Raw genomic sequence first — 13,543 nt, 5'->3', positions numbered from 1 at the left:
CGCCATCGCGAGGAAACCGCGGGCCGACGCCCGCCAGGGAAGGGTGATCTCAATTGTCCGCCACCAGCAGTCCGGCCGGCGCCGGGACGGGGGATAGCGCCCGCGTCAACATGGCCTTCATCGCCGCCATCGTGGCCGTCGCCACCATCGGCGGCTTCATGTTCGGCTACGACAGCGGCGTCATCAACGGCACCCAGGACGGGTTGGAGCGGGCCTTCAACCTCTCCAAGCTGGGCACCGGCTTCAATGTCGGCGCCATCCTGCTGGGCTGCGCCGTCGGCGCCTTTTTGGCAGGCCGGCTCGCCGACCTGATCGGGCGGCGCACGGTGATGATGATCGCCGCGGCGCTGTTCATCGTCAGCGCCCTGGGCGCGGGCGCCGCCGACAGCTCGCTGATCTTCGTGATCGCCCGGTTCATCGGCGGCGTCGGCGTCGGCGCGGCCAGCGTGCTGTCGCCGGTCTATATCTCGGAGGTGACGCCGGCGGCGATCCGGGGAAGGCTCTCCAGCGTCCAGCAGATCATGATCATCACCGGCCTGACCGGGGCCTTCGTGGCGAACTACGCGCTGGCCGCGACGGCCGGCGGCTCCACCGCCGAGTTCTGGATGGGCTATCCGGCCTGGCGCTGGATGTTCTGGATGCAGGTCATTCCCGCCGGGATCTTCCTGCTCACCCTGCTGCTGATCCCCGAGAGCCCGCGCTACCTGGTCGCCAAGGGCAAGGAGGGCGCAGCCCTGGTCGTGCTCACCCGCCTGTTCGGCGCGGGCGAGGCGGAGCGAAAGGTGGTTGAAATCCGCGGCTCGCTGGCCGCCGACCATCACCGCCCGACGCTCAGGGACCTGGTGGACAAGACCACCGGCAAGATCCGCCCGATCGTGTGGACCGGGATCGGCCTGGCGGTGTTCCAGCAGCTCGTCGGCATCAACATCGTCTTCTACTACGGCGCGGTGCTCTGGCAGTCGGTGGGCTTCAGCGAGGACGACGCGCTGAAGATCAACATCTTGTCGGGCTCGCTGTCGATCCTGGCGTGCCTGGCCACCATCACCCTGATCGACAAGATCGGCCGCAAGCCGCTTCTGCTGATCGGCTCGGCGGGCATGGCGGTGACCCTGACCGTGATGGCCTGGGCCTTCTCTACCGCCGCCATGGTCGACGGCGCCCTGCACCTGGCCGACGGCCCGGGCCTGGCCGCCCTGATCGCCGCCAACGCCTATGTGGTGTTCTTCAACCTGAGCTGGGGCCCGGTGATGTGGGTCATGCTGGGCGAGATGTTCCCGAACCAGATCCGCGGCTCGGGGCTCGCGGTGGCCGGCTTCGCCCAGTGGATCGCCAACTTCGGGATCTCGGTCAGCTTCCCGGTCCTGGCCACGACGCTGGGCCTGGCGCCCACCTACGGCTTCTACGCCCTGAGCGCGCTGGTCTCGCTGTTCTTCGTCCGCGCCATGGTCACCGAGACCCGCGGCAAGGAACTGGAGGCGATGACGGGCTGAGCGCTCGCTTCGGGCCCGTCCCATGAAGACCCTCAAGGCCCTACGCTGGTGGATCGTCGGCCTGGTGATGCTGGGCGCGATGCTGAACTACCTGACCCGCTCGGTCATGGGCGTCGCGGCGCCCACCATGCTGGCCGAGCTCAGCATCACCGAGCAGCAGTACGGCTGGATCACCGCCGCCTTCCAGGCGGGAATCATCCTGCAGCCGGCGGTGGGCTATATCCTGGACAGCGTGGGCCTCAAGTACGGCCTGGCGCTGTTCGCGGGCGCCTGGTCGGTGATCTCCATGGCGCACGGGCTGGCCAGCACCTGGCCGGTCTTCGCGGTGCTGCGCGGCCTCTTGGGGTTCGCGGAGGGATCGGCCGGCCCGGGCGGGATGAAGGTGGTCGCCACCTGGTTCCCGGCGCGGGAACGGGGCTTCGCGGGCGGGTTCTACAACATCGGCGCCTCGCTCGGCAGCATGCTGGCGCCGCCGCTCGTGGCCTGGGCGATCCTGGCCTACGACTGGCGCGCCGCCTTCGTGATCACCGGTTTCGTGGGCCTGGTCTGGGCGGCCGTGTGGCTGTGGTTCTTCCATCCCGCCGAGCGCCATCCGCGGCTGTCGCCCGCCGAGCGTGAGCTGATCGAGGCGGGCCAGGAGAAGGATCTGGCCGACGACGGCGCGCGGCCGTCGATGCTGAAGCTGCTGCGCCGCCGTGACTTCTGGGGCATCGCCATCCCCCGCCTGCTGGCCGACCCCACCTGGGGCACGCTGTCGTTCTGGGTCCCGCTGTACCTGGTCCAGACCCGCGGCTTCGACCTGAAGCAGATCGCGCTGTTCGCCTGGCTGCCGTTCCTGGCCGCCGACCTGGGCTGCCTGTTCGGGCCGGCAGTGGTGCTGTTCCTGCAGCGGCGCGGCGTCAGCCTGATCAACGCCCGGCGCGGCGCGTTCACGCTTGGCGCCCTGATGATGACCGGCATGATGTTCGTGGGCCGGGTGGAGAGCCCCTACGCCGCCATCGCGCTGCTGTGCCTGGGCGGCTTCGCCCACCAGACACTTTCGGTGACCGTGATCACCATGGCGTCGGACCTCTTCAAGCGCAGCGAGGTGGCGACGGTGGCCGGCATGGCGGGGACGTGCGGGAACCTGGGCGTGCTGCTGTTCTCGCTGGCCATCGGCGGGTTGGTCGCCACGGTGGGCTACGACCCGTTCTTCCTCGCGCTGGGGCTGCTCGACATCGCCGGCGCCGTCGTCCTTTGGACCCTCGTCAAGAACCGTCCGGCATGATCCGCAACCCGATCCTGAAGGGGTTCAACCCCGACCCGTCCATCGTGCGGGTCTGCGACGACTACTACATCGCCACCTCGACCTTCGAGTGGTTCCCGGGCGTCCAGATCCACCATTCCCGCGACCTGGCGAACTGGCGGCTGATCGGCCGGCCGCTGAGCCGCTCCAGCCAGCTCGACATGCGGGGCGACTCGGATTCCGGCGGCGTCTGGGCGCCGTGCCTGACCCATGCCGAGGGCCTGTTCCACCTGATCTACACCGACGTGAAGCGGTATGGCCGGACCACGGTGGGCGGCGCCTCGGGCGCGTCGCTCAGGGACTTCCACAACTACCTGGTGACCGCGCCGAGCATCGAGGGGCCGTGGTCCGATCCCGTCCACCTGAACTCCAGCGGCTTCGATCCGTCGCTGTTCCACGACGACGACGGGCGGAAGTATCTCGTGAACATGCTCTGGGACCACCGGCCCGGGCGCAACCGCTTCGCCGGCATCGTCGCCCAGGAATATTCGCCGGCCGAACGGCGGCTGGTGGGCGAGCGGCGGGTGATCTTCGAAGGGACCGAACTGGGCCTGACCGAGGCGCCGCACCTCTACCGCCGCGACGGCTGGTGCTACCTGCTGACCGCCGAGGGCGGGACGGGCTTCGGCCATGCGGCGACCCTGGCCCGCGCCCGAAGCCTCTGGGGGCCGTACGAGCTGCATCCCGAGCGCCAGATCCTGACGAGCCGCGACCGGCCCGACGCGCCGCTGCAGCGCGCCGGCCACGCCGACCTGGTGGAGACGCAATCCGGGGAGACCTACGCCGTCTACCTGTGCGGCCGGCCGATCCCGAACCGGGGCCGCTGCATCCTGGGCCGGGAGACGGCGATCCAGCGGATGGTCTGGGGCGATGACGGCTGGTTGCGCACCCTCGATCGGCGCGGCACGCCGGAGCTGGAGGTCGAAGCGCCGGACCTGCCGCCGCATCCCTGGCCGACGCCGCCGGAGCGATCGGACTTCGACGGCCCGGAGCTGCCCATCGATTTCCAGTGGCTGCGCTCGCCCTATCCGGAGGAGCTGTTCAGCCTGAACGACCGCCCCGGCCACCTGCGGCTCTTCGGCCGGGAGAGCCTGGGCAGCCTGTTCCGCCAGGCGCTGGTGGCGCGCCGCCAGCAGGCCTTCTGCTACACCGCCGGCACGCGGATGGATTTCGAGCCGGCCCACTACCAGCAGGCCGCCGGGCTGGTCTGCTACTACAACGGCTCGAAGTTCCACTACCTGATGGTCACTCACGACGCGGCGCTGGGCCGCTGCGTCCAGGTGATGTCGGCGCTGCCGGACAGCCCGCAGGCGGACGCCTTCACCGCGCCGATCCCGGTCGGGCCGGGGCCGGTCGAGCTGCGCGTCGACATGGATTTCGAGCGGCTGCGGTTCGCCTTCCGGCCAGCCGGCGCTGAGGGCTGGACCCGCCTGCCGGAGGTGTTCGACGCCTCGATCCTCTCCGACGAGGCCGCGGCGCCGGGCACGCCCAACTTCACCGGGGCCTTCGTGGGCGTGGCCTGCCAGGACACCGCCGGGACGGCCAGGCCGGCCGACTTCGATTGGTTCGATTACCGCGAGCGGGACTTCGAACCCTAGCGCCGCCGGCGCTGGCCACCCTCGGGCGGGCGCGGCCCGGTGCGTTTGCCGGGCCGCATGGCCGCCATGGTCTGGGCCGGCGTGGCCTTGAGGTCGGTGAGCAGCAGGGCGCCGTCGCCGTCCACGTCCAGCAGGGCGAAGCGGCGGTCGCTGGCGACACGCCACTCGGCGCGACTGACCCCAAACGAGAAGTCGCTGTCGGCGCCGCGGATCGGGTGCGGCTCGTTGATCAGGCTGTAGGCCGCCGCGCCCTGCAGCCGGGTGTCCAGGGTGTTGCGCTTGGCCGCGGTCGGCCGGCCGGACGCGCCGCGCATCCCCAGGCCGGAACGGGTGATCTCGGGGACCAGCTCCTCCTCCCAGCGGGTGACCTCGGGCATGCTACCCTGGCCGTCGCCGTCGACGTCCAGGGCCTTGAACCAGAGATCGGCGTCGGCGCGGAACTCGTCGCGGGTCAGGCGGCCGTCGTGATTGGCGTCGGCCTGGGCGAACCAGACGGCCACGGGATAGGGCTGGCCGGCCGGGGCGCGGAACGGCTGTCCGGCGGGACTGATGAACAGCTGGGCCCGCGGCCGGGGCGGGCCGTCGCCGTCGTCATCGTCGCCGAAGCCGGGCGGGGGACCGCCGCCCCGGCCTCCGGCGCAACCGCTGGCCACCAGCGCCGCGCCCACAAGGGCGATCCAGTTCCTGATACGCATGCCTGTTCCCGACCGACGAACGTCCGCTCCTCGCCCCGCAAAGCGGCGAGCCCATGTCGGACGCGCCACAATCGCGGGGATTTGCCCCGCCGTCAGCCCCCGTCGCGGAACCGGCCGATCCAGGCGGCGAGGGCGGCGAGGTAACGGGCCAGGTATTTGCGGGTGTTCTCGTCGACCAGCCGGCCTTCGGCGTCGAACTTCTCGTGCGCGCGGAACACCAGGATCTCGGGCTGCGGCATGCAGTAGGAGTTGGTGAACTCGAAGGCCTGGCGAAGCTGGCTCTGGCCGCGGGCGCTGCCGGTCTGGCCGGGCGAGGCGCCGATGATCCCCACCGGCTTGCCCGACAGCGCGGCGCTGGCCGGCGGTCGCGAGGCCCAGTCGACGGCGTTCTTCATCACGCCCGGGACGCCGTGGTTGTACTCGGGACAGGCGAACAGCACGCCGTCGGCGGCCCGGATCGCCGCCTTGAACGCGGCCACGCCTTCGGGATCGCCGGCCGCTTCCACGTCGCCGTCGTAGAGCGGCACCGCCAGCAGGTCGAAGGCCTCGATGCTGACCCCGTCCGGCGCCAGCTCGGCGGCGGCGCGGAGCAGGGCGCGGTTCAGGGAGCCGCGGCGCAAGCTGCCGGCGACGCCCAGGATTCGGATCGATTCAGCCATGCGCACTTCCTAGCACGCAAAACGGCGCCGCCGTCGGGGGGAACGGCGGCGCCAGGGCCAGTCTGTCTCGGGGGAGGGAGGGTCAGGCGGGCTGGAGCGCCGCCTCAGACTGGCCGGTGGTTTCCAGCTCGCCCTTCAGCCAGGCGAGCAGGTCCTTGTTGATGATGTCGGGATGGGTGCTGGCCATGCCGTGCGGCAGGCCGGGGTAGATCTTCAGCGTGCCCTTCTGGAGCAGCTTGATGCCCTTCAGCGCCGCGTCCTTGTAGGGGACGATCTGGTCGTCGTCGCCGTGCATGAGGAAGACGGGCACGTCGATCTTCTTCAGGTCCTCGGTGAAGTCGGTTTCGGAAAAGGCCTTGATGCAGTCGTAGTGGGCCTTCACGCCGCCCATCATGCCCTGCAGCCACCACTTGCGGATCAGGCCCTCGCTGACCTTCGCGCCCGGGCGATTGAAGCCGTAGAAGGGGCCGGTGGGCACGTCGATGTAGAGCTGGGCCCGGTCGGCCAGCACGGCGTCGCGGAAGCCGTCGAACACCTCGATCGGCAGGCCCTCGGGATTGCTCTCCTTCTTGACCATCACCGGCGGCACGGCGCCGATCAGGACGGCGGCCGCGGCGCGGTCGGTCCCGTGGCGGCCGAGATAGCGGGCGACTTCGCCGCCGCCGGTGGAGTGGCCGATGTGGATGGCGTCCTTGAGGTCCAGGGCCAGGACCAGGGCGCGCAGGTCGTCGGCGTAGGTGTCCATCTCGTTGCCGTCCCAGGTCTGGGTGGAACGGCCGTGGCCCCGGCGGTCATGGGCGATGACGCGGTAGCCGTTGCTGGCGAAGAACATCATCTGGGCGTCCCAGTCGTCCGCGCTCAGCGGCCAGCCATGGCTGAACACGATGGGCTGGCCCGAACCCCAGTCCTTGTAGAAGATCTCAACGCCGTCCTTGGTGGTGATCGTGGGCATTTGGGGGGCTCCTCTTCAAGCTCGAAGCCACTCTGCGCCCCGCCCGTGACGGTCTCAATTCAACCTTGGTATGGGGTCGCTGATCCGGGGCGGTCAGACCTCCGCCGCGGGCAGGGTGAACGCAAAGCAGGCGCCCGGCCCGCCGTCGTTGTTCCGGGCCCAGATCTCTCCGCCATGGGTCTCGATGATCGTGCGGCAGATCGGCAGGCCCATGCCCATGCCCTCGGCCTTGGTGGTGAAGAAACTGTCGAATAGGCGGGGCAGGTTGTCGGGCGCCACGCCGGGGCCGGTGTCGCAGACCGTGGCCACCACGCGGCCGTCGCCGTCCAGGGCGGTGCGCACCCGGATCTCCCGCGGCCCGTCGGCGCCGGCCATCGCCTGGATCGCGTTGGCGGCCAGGTTCACGACCACCTGCTGGAGCTGGGTGGCGGCTGATGCGTTCTTATGACACAGCCGCCCGGCCGGCGCCGCTCATACGATGATATGAAGCGGCGAGCTCAGTAGGCGCCGAAACGGACCTCGGCGCTGTTCGCCGGCAGCTCGATGGTCATGCCGTCCTTGGCCAGGCGCCAGTCCAGCTTGCCGCCGTCGTCCATGCCCTTGGTGAAGGCCTCGGGGGTGAAGAACGGCAGGCCCGCCTGCGTGAGGTGGCTCAGCACCAGGGCCTTCACGCCCGCGGCGCGGGCCAGGTCGGCGGCTTCGACAGGCTCGGTGTGGTAGGTCACGGTGTCGGCCATCAGCGAACTCATCCGCGCATTTCCCATGGCCGCCAGGCCCTTGGACATCTGCATGGTCATGCCGTTGTTCTGGGCCTCGTGGACCAGGACGTCGGCGCCCTTGGCGGCCACCGCCAGCGGGGCCCACTTGATGGTGTCGCCGCTGACCACCACCGAGCGGCCCCTGTAGTCGAAGCGGTAGGCGAAGGCGGGGTCGATGGGGTCGTGATGCACGCGGATCGCGGTCACCGTCAGGTCGCCGTCCTTCCAGGCGACCGCCGTGCCGTCGGGCTTGGGGATGGTGACGATCTTGGGCTGGAGCAGGCCCGCGCCCAGGTCGAACTTGAAGGCGCCGTGCTCGTGGTGCGCCCTGCGGAAACCGTGGTCGTTTTCGTAGGCGAGGTTCAGGCCGTTCGCGAGCTTGTCGACGCCCGCGGGCCCCACCACCGCCAGCGCCTGGGGCCGTCCGGCGACCCAGCTCTGCAGGTTGAACTCGCCCAGGTCGCCGATGTGGTCGGAGTGCAGGTGGGTGATGAACACCGCCTTGGCCGTGGCCACCGGAAGGCGCCAGGTCATCAGGTTCTCGGTGGCCTCGGGGCCGATGTCCACGAGGTAGAGCGCCCCGCCGGCCTGGACCGCGGTGCAGGGCTTGGCGCGGCCGGTGACCGGCAGCGGCCCCGACGTGCCGCAGAAGATCACCTTCAGACCGTCGAAGGCCGGCGCGGGGGTCTGGGCCTGGGCGGTGGTGGCGGCCAAGGCCAGCGCGACGGCGGCAAGGAGGGGGCGGATCATGGCGTTTCTCCCCAGAAACGGAATTGGAATTCACGTTTCTATGCTACAGCTGGCGAAACACCAAACGGGAAGGTCGCGATGACGATCAGCTACGACCTCTACTGGTCCTTCCGCTCGCCCTATTCGTACATGATCGCGCCGCGCCTCCTGGCGCTGGAGGCGGAGTACGACGTGGCCTGCAACGTGCGGCCGGTCTATCCGCTGGCGGTGCGGACGCCGGAGTTCTTCGAGAGCCGCGATCCGCTTTGGGCGCCGTACCTGATGCGCGACGTGTTCCGCGAGGCGGCGTTCCTGGGCCTGCCGTTCCGCTGGCCGCGGCCGGACCCGGTGCAGCAGGCGCCGGGCGTCGGCTATCGCATGGAGCAGCCCTACATCCACCGCCTGACCCACCTGGGCGTGGCGGCGGCGGAGCGGGGCCGGGGGCTGCCGTTCCTCAAGGAAGCGAGCCATACGATCTGGAGCGGCGAGGTCGACAACTGGCACGAGGGCGATCACCTGGCCCGGGCGGCCGAGCGCGCAGGCCTGGACTACGCCGAACTCAGCGCCGCGGTGGACACAGATCCGGACCGGTTCGCGAAGATCGTCGAGGCTAACCAGGTCGACCAGCGGGCCGCCGGCCACTGGGGCGTGCCGATGATGGTGTTCGGCGGCGAGCCGTTCTTCGGCCAGGACCGTTTCGACCAGCTCAAATGGCGGATGGAACAGGCCGGCTTGGCCAAGCGCGCATAGCTGGCGGCTATCAGGCAGCCGCGCTAAAGGCCTTGTCGGTGACAGCGGCCTTGGACAGTTCCGCCATGGCCTTGATCAACGGCGAGCGCCATCGCTCGGCGGTGGTCAGCATCCAGCAGGCGTAGGGGACCTCCAGGGTCGAAGACACCGCCGCGAGGCGTCCGTCCTTCAGATGCTCCTCGAACAGGAACGAGGCGCCCATGGCGATGGCGTCGGTGTCCAGCGCCCGCTGGATGATCAGCGAATAGTCGTCGCTGATGAAGGCCTTCAGGTTTTCGCCTTCCTCGCGGGTGGTCTCGCCGGCCCACTGTTCCACGCCCGGCAGGACGTTGGGCAGGGCGAACGGCCAGGCCAGCAGTTCACGCGGCCCGGCCAGGGCCAGGGCCAGGGCCGGGTGGTCCGGGCGGGCGACGAGGATGATGGCGTCCTCGAACATCTTCTTGCGGATCAGCTCGCCGTAGCGGGCGGCGTGCTCGGAATAGCCGAAGGCGATGTCCACGCGGCCGTCGTGCAGCGCCTTCATCACGCCCGGTCCGGTCTCCTGGACGGTCTCGACGTGGAGCTTGGGAAAGCGCACGGCGATCCGGCGCAGCAGCTCGGGCAGGGGCTTCAGCCGCGAAGCCGGGCCGACGGCGATCCGGATGCGGCCCTCCTCGCCGCGCGCCAGTTGCTCGAGGTCGCGGGAAAGCGCGGCCACGCCCTGGAGCAGGGTCTCGGCCCGCTGGGCGACGAAGGCCCCGTAGGCCGTGGGCCGCGCCGCGCCGTTGGTGCGTTCGAACAACTTCAGGGAAAGCTGCGCCTCCAGCCGCGCGATGCTCTTCGAGAGGGTCGGTTGCGAGATCTGCAGCCGTCGCGCCGCGCCGCTGAAACCGCCCGCGCGGCAGATTTCCAGAATCTGTTCGAGGTGCCTGAGCTCCATGCCTGTGGGCTATAGCACCACGTCTCTCAATTGGGCAGATCGGAACGCACGATCCGGCTAGCGTTCGGCGGCTTGAGGAGTCCCGGCATGAAGCGCACCCCCCTGATCTTCGCAGCGATCCTGTCGCTGGGCGCGGCGGCGAGCGCGCCGGCGACGGCGGTCGATGCGGCCAGGGCTGCGCCGCGCCCGAACATCATCGTCATCCTGGCCGACGACCTCGGTTACGGCGACACCTCGGTCTATGGCTCGAAGATCATCAAGACGCCGAACATCGACGCCCTGGCCGCCGACGGCGTGCGCTTCACCTCCGGCTATGTGACCCACCCGGTCTGCGCCCCGTCGCGCGCGGCGATCCTGACCGGGCGCTACCAGCAGCGGTTCGGGTGGGAGTTCAATCCGGTGGGCCGCGACCGGCGGGGCGGGGTCTCGCTGGCCGAGCCGTTCGTGGGCGACATCCTGAAGACCGCGGGCTACCGCACCGGCATGGTCGGCAAATGGCACCTGGGCGAGGCCGATGGCTATCAGCCCACCGACCGCGGCTTCGACGAGTTCTTCGGCATCACGGCCGGCGCTACCAGCTTCTACACGAAGGGCGAGCCGGGCGACGACACCTACACCCCCCGCGGGTCGGAGGGTTCGTTCCGCGCCACGGCCAACGATCCCCTGCCGCCGACCGCCACCGACGACGAACGGATGGCCTATGTCCGCAGCGTGGCGACCGTGCGGCGCGGCAAGCAGGTGGTGGAGGTGAAGGAATATCTGACCGACGCCTTCACCGACGAGGCCGTCCGGTTCATCGGGGCCAACAAGGACCGGCCGTTCTTCCTCTACCTCGCCTACAACGCGCCGCACACGCCGTTGCAGGCCACCAAGAAGTACCTGGACCGCTACCGCGACGTGCCCGACCGGGGCCAGCGGGTCTACGCGGCCATGGTCTCGGCGCTGGACGACGGGGTGGGCGAGATCCGCGCCAAGCTGAAGGCCGAGGGGCTGGAAAAGAACACCCTGATCATCTTCCTCTCCGACAATGGCTGCGCCGCCTATGTCCAGGGCGCCTGCTCCAACGCCCCTCTGAACGGCCACAAGGCCACGCACCTGGAGGGCGGGGTCCGCGTGCCCTACATCGTCGCCTGGCCGGGCAGGATCGAGGCGGGGCAGGTGGACGACCGCACGGTCTCCACCCTGGACGTCGTGCCGACCGCCGCGGCCCTGGCCGGGGCCAGGCTGCCCAAGGGGACGGACGGGGTGAACCTGATCCCGTACGTGGCCGGGACCGACAGGCGGGTTCCGAACCCCACGGTCTACTGGCGCGCCGGGCCGAACTTCGCGATCCGCGACGGGAACTGGAAGATGTGGGAGGCCAATATCGCCGATCCGTCGGAGGTGGCCAGCAACGCCGCGGCGATCACCCCGGACGGGACCCATGCCGCGGTCTCGCCGCACGGCCAGCACGTGATGCTGTTCGACCTCAAGAGCGACCTCGGCGAGAAGACGAATGTCGCGAAAGCCAATCCCGGCGTGGTGGCGAAGCTGCAGGCCAAGCTGAAGACCTGGGACAAGCGCAACGTCCCGCCCCAATGGACGAGCATGCGCCAGTCGGTGAAGAAGCAGGACGGCGTACTCCTGAAGATTTACGACTGACCGATGCCCAAAGCCCTCGCCGCCGCCAACGAAGACGCCGAGCCGCTGGCCAGTACGCGCAACGCCCGCGAGGCCGAACGCCGCGAGGCGTTCATGCGCGTGGCCGCGGGCGTCTTCCGCCAGCACGGCCTCGCCGGCGCGACGATGGAACAGGTGGCCGCCGCGGCCGGCGTGACCAAGGTGGTGCTCTACCGCCGGTTCCCGTCCAAGGACGCGCTGATCCAGGGGATCTTCGCCGAGACCCTGCGCCGGCTGAAGATCGAGGACGCCAAGCCGTGGCGCGGGTACGGCGGCGGGATGCGCAAGTCGCTGGGCGCGGCGCGCGCGTTCGAGGACGGCTTCATCCTGCTGGTCCGGCACGGAGACCAGAACCCCGCCTACCAGGCCGCCCACGCGGCGCTGCGCCAGCGCACCGGCCAGCGGTTGCGCGCCCTCCTCTGGTATCCCGACCGGCCGCCGCCGCGGCCCGCGCGCCCGGCGCTGCTGGAGCTGTCGCTGGAGCCGATGATCTCGTTCTGCAACGACGCCCTGGCCTACTGGGTCGAACGCGGCGACCCGGCCAAGGACGAGCACTTCCTGCGCTGGTGCGGCCAGATGATGCGCGCCTGGCGCCACAACGCCGCCGAGCTGCTCAACCTGGATTCGCCGGAGCAGGAATGGCCGTTCGATACTGAGGGACAGACGCCTTGAACAACGACAACAATGGAGGGATCGCCATGGTCAGCCGCAGGGACGCCATTCTCGGAGCCGGGGTGGTGGGGGCCTCGATGGCCGCCGCGCCAGCGCTGGGCCAGTCGGTGGCCGCGCCGCCGGTCGCGCCGGAGCACGCGAAGTTCGCCGCCGAGATCGCCGCGGCCCAGGACCGCCTCGACGCCTTCATGAAGGCGTTCAACGCGCGCGACATCGCGGCCTACGAGGCCACGTTCAACTTCCCGCATGTGCGGTTCGCGTCCAGCAAGGTGACGATCATCAACCCCGGCTTCCACAAGCCCGAGATGTTCACCTCCGGGGCCCTGACCGATTGGGATCATTCCGCCTGGCAGCGCCGCAACGTCATCCACGCCGGCGCCGACAAGGTCCACATCGACACCCGCTTCAGCCGCTTCCGCAAGGACGGCACGGTGATCGGCGGCTTCGACAGCATCTATATCGTGACCCGCCTGGACGGCCGCTGGGGTATCCAGGGCCGCTCCAGCTTCGCGCCCTAGACTACCGTCAGCAGGGTGCTGGCGGCCCAGGTGTCGCGGGTCAGTTTCTGGCGGCGCATGAAGGCGGCCATGGCGGCCGTGGACGGATCGCGCGAGGTCTCCCAGACGCCGTGATCCTTGTAGCGGGTGACGAGCAGCAGGCGCGTGGCGCCGGCCGCCTTGTCCGCGGCGGAGCGTTCCACCGCGAACAGGCCGAAGATCGTGGTGTCGAACCGGGCCTCGAAGTCGCGCCAGCCCTCGACCGACAGGGCCACCACCTCGTCCTGAGTGTCCGCGCCGATCACGAACCAGCGGTGGACATAGACGCCGCCGGGCTTCGGCCGATCGGTCGCGGCCGGCCGGGCCGTGGCCGCCATCCGATGGCGTTCGGCCTTGCCGACCCCCTCCAGCGTCTGCAGGGCCGCCATCCCGGCCTCGCGTCCCGACGCGTCGGGACGCCAGCCGACCAGGAGCGCGGCCTGGCGCGCATGCCAGCCGAGCTGCGGCGTGAAGAGGCCCAACACCTCGCCGCCGGCCGTCGCGATCCCGGCGGCGCGGGCGCGCACATGGTCGGCGTAGGCCTTGGCCGGCGGCGTGCCCGGAGGCGCCTCGAGGTCGAGGAAGAGGTAGTCGTACATCGGCGTCCCTCCGGCGGCTTCGGCCATGGCGGGGGCGACGATCGATGCGCCCGCGCCAGCCAGCCAGCGCCTGCGGTCCAGGCTTGTCATGGCGCCACTCTCGGGCGCGCCGCACGCGCGTCAAGCGGACAAGGCGCTATGGCTCCAAGCCTCGCAGGCATTGGAAATCGGCGTTCGGGGCCGCTAGCGTCAGATCGCTGTCACTCGGCGGTAACGGGGCGCCGGGCGCGCTTGGCAATCCA

At 70.1% G+C, this 13,543-nt stretch carries 14 protein-coding genes; 7 read left to right on the top strand and 7 right to left on the bottom strand.

All coding sequences use genetic code 11. The features are described from left to right. Positions 1-53 precede the first annotated feature (53 nt). From EPO51_RS12710 to EPO51_RS12700, 3 genes are read left to right on the top strand one after another with little or no spacing between them, the layout of a single operon-like run. Positions 54-1,490 (top strand): sugar porter family MFS transporter, encoded by a 1,437-nt coding sequence (locus EPO51_RS12710; protein ID WP_293351017.1) that lies wholly within the window; start codon positions 54-56, stop codon positions 1,488-1,490. Positions 1,491-1,512: 22 nt separating this feature from the next. Next, positions 1,513-2,757 (top strand): MFS transporter, encoded by a 1,245-nt coding sequence (locus EPO51_RS12705; protein ID WP_293351014.1) that lies wholly within the window; start codon positions 1,513-1,515, stop codon positions 2,755-2,757. After that, a complete protein-coding gene (locus tag EPO51_RS12700) occupies positions 2,754-4,373 on the top strand; it encodes a glycoside hydrolase family 43 protein (protein WP_293351011.1) in 1,620 nt (539 codons plus the stop codon). The genes EPO51_RS12705 and EPO51_RS12700 overlap by 4 nt, the downstream gene beginning before the upstream one ends. Here the strand turns inward: EPO51_RS12700 and EPO51_RS12695 are convergent. The 5 genes from EPO51_RS12695 to EPO51_RS12675 all read right to left on the bottom strand — a co-directional run bounded on the left by EPO51_RS12695 (position 4,370) and on the right by EPO51_RS12675 (position 8,187). After that, the gene (locus EPO51_RS12695; protein ID WP_293351008.1) at positions 4,370-5,068 is read right to left on the bottom strand and encodes an EF-hand domain-containing protein; all 699 of its coding nucleotides are present in this window, start codon (positions 5,066-5,068) and stop codon (positions 4,370-4,372) included. The genes EPO51_RS12700 and EPO51_RS12695 overlap by 4 nt on opposite strands. 92 nt (positions 5,069-5,160) lie before the next feature. Beyond that, a complete protein-coding gene (locus EPO51_RS12690; RefSeq protein ID WP_293351005.1) occupies positions 5,161-5,727 on the bottom strand; it encodes an NADPH-dependent FMN reductase in 567 nt (188 codons plus the stop codon). Positions 5,728-5,809: 82 nt separating this feature from the next. After that, the gene (locus EPO51_RS12685; protein ID WP_293351002.1) at positions 5,810-6,679 is read right to left on the bottom strand and encodes an alpha/beta fold hydrolase; all 870 of its coding nucleotides are present in this window, start codon (positions 6,677-6,679) and stop codon (positions 5,810-5,812) included. Between the two features lie 93 nt (positions 6,680-6,772). Beyond that, positions 6,773-7,132, bottom strand: a complete 360-nt coding sequence (locus tag EPO51_RS12680; RefSeq protein ID WP_293351135.1) for a sensor histidine kinase — start codon at positions 7,130-7,132, stop codon at positions 6,773-6,775. A 44-nt stretch (positions 7,133-7,176) separates the two neighbouring features. After that, positions 7,177-8,187 carry an MBL fold metallo-hydrolase gene (locus EPO51_RS12675; RefSeq protein ID WP_293350999.1) on the bottom strand — a complete coding sequence of 337 codons (1,011 nt, stop codon included), beginning with the start codon at positions 8,185-8,187 and terminating at the stop codon, positions 7,177-7,179. Between the two features lie 78 nt (positions 8,188-8,265). Here EPO51_RS12675 and EPO51_RS12670 point away from each other — a divergent pair, with 78 nt between their 5' ends. Continuing rightward, positions 8,266-8,916 (top strand): 2-hydroxychromene-2-carboxylate isomerase, encoded by a 651-nt coding sequence (locus EPO51_RS12670; protein WP_293350996.1) that lies wholly within the window; start codon positions 8,266-8,268, stop codon positions 8,914-8,916. Between the two features lie 10 nt (positions 8,917-8,926). On the opposite strand, the gene EPO51_RS12665 is transcribed toward EPO51_RS12670, so the two are convergent. After that, complete coding sequence (locus tag EPO51_RS12665; protein WP_293350993.1) at positions 8,927-9,835, bottom strand: LysR family transcriptional regulator; 909 nt, start codon at positions 9,833-9,835, stop codon at positions 8,927-8,929. Positions 9,836-9,922: 87 nt separating this feature from the next. Between EPO51_RS12665 and EPO51_RS12660 the strand changes: the two genes are divergently transcribed. The 3 genes from EPO51_RS12660 to EPO51_RS12650 are packed head-to-tail and all read left to right on the top strand — an operon-like array spanning position 9,923 to position 12,684. Next, entirely contained in the window at positions 9,923-11,476 is a 1,554-nt protein-coding gene (locus tag EPO51_RS12660; protein WP_293350990.1) for a sulfatase, read from the top strand. 3 nt (positions 11,477-11,479) lie between these two features. Then, entirely contained in the window at positions 11,480-12,166 is a 687-nt protein-coding gene (locus tag EPO51_RS12655) for a TetR/AcrR family transcriptional regulator (protein WP_293350987.1), read from the top strand. Beyond that, positions 12,163-12,684, top strand: coding sequence for a hypothetical protein (locus tag EPO51_RS12650; RefSeq protein ID WP_293350984.1), 522 nt, complete (start codon positions 12,163-12,165; stop codon positions 12,682-12,684). Before EPO51_RS12655 ends, EPO51_RS12650 begins: the two co-directional genes overlap by 4 nt. Here EPO51_RS12650 and EPO51_RS12645 read toward each other — a convergent pair. Next, positions 12,681-13,391, bottom strand: coding sequence for a hypothetical protein (locus EPO51_RS12645; protein ID WP_293350982.1), 711 nt, complete (start codon positions 13,389-13,391; stop codon positions 12,681-12,683). The two genes, EPO51_RS12650 and EPO51_RS12645, sit on opposite strands and share 4 nt — an antisense overlap. Between the last annotated feature and the right edge of the window lie 152 nt (positions 13,392-13,543).

Source organism: Phenylobacterium sp., assembly GCF_004297125.1.
Taxonomy (GTDB): Bacteria; Pseudomonadota; Alphaproteobacteria; order Caulobacterales; family Caulobacteraceae; genus Phenylobacterium.
This window is presented reverse-complemented; position numbering and strand designations above follow the sequence as displayed.

Bases quoted from the DNA above. Each gene is read 5' to 3' on its own strand.
- EPO51_RS12695 (WP_293351008.1), bottom strand. From the start codon at position 5,068: ATGCGTATCAGGAACTGGATCGCCCTTGTGGGCGCGGCGCTGGTGGCC.
- EPO51_RS12655 (WP_293350987.1), top strand. From the start codon at position 11,480: ATGCCCAAAGCCCTCGCCGCCGCCAACGAAGACGCCGAGCCGCTGGCC.
- EPO51_RS12645 (WP_293350982.1), bottom strand. From the start codon at position 13,391: ATGACAAGCCTGGACCGCAGGCGCTGGCTGGCTGGCGCGGGCGCATCG.
- EPO51_RS12690 (WP_293351005.1), bottom strand. From the start codon at position 5,727: ATGGCTGAATCGATCCGAATCCTGGGCGTCGCCGGCAGCTTGCGCCGC.
- EPO51_RS12670 (WP_293350996.1), top strand. From the start codon at position 8,266: ATGACGATCAGCTACGACCTCTACTGGTCCTTCCGCTCGCCCTATTCG.
- EPO51_RS12675 (WP_293350999.1), bottom strand. From the start codon at position 8,187: ATGATCCGCCCCCTCCTTGCCGCCGTCGCGCTGGCCTTGGCCGCCACC.
- EPO51_RS12660 (WP_293350990.1), top strand. From the start codon at position 9,923: ATGAAGCGCACCCCCCTGATCTTCGCAGCGATCCTGTCGCTGGGCGCG.
- EPO51_RS12705 (WP_293351014.1), top strand. From the start codon at position 1,513: ATGAAGACCCTCAAGGCCCTACGCTGGTGGATCGTCGGCCTGGTGATG.
- EPO51_RS12665 (WP_293350993.1), bottom strand. From the start codon at position 9,835: ATGGAGCTCAGGCACCTCGAACAGATTCTGGAAATCTGCCGCGCGGGC.
- EPO51_RS12700 (WP_293351011.1), top strand. From the start codon at position 2,754: ATGATCCGCAACCCGATCCTGAAGGGGTTCAACCCCGACCCGTCCATC.
- EPO51_RS12685 (WP_293351002.1), bottom strand. From the start codon at position 6,679: ATGCCCACGATCACCACCAAGGACGGCGTTGAGATCTTCTACAAGGAC.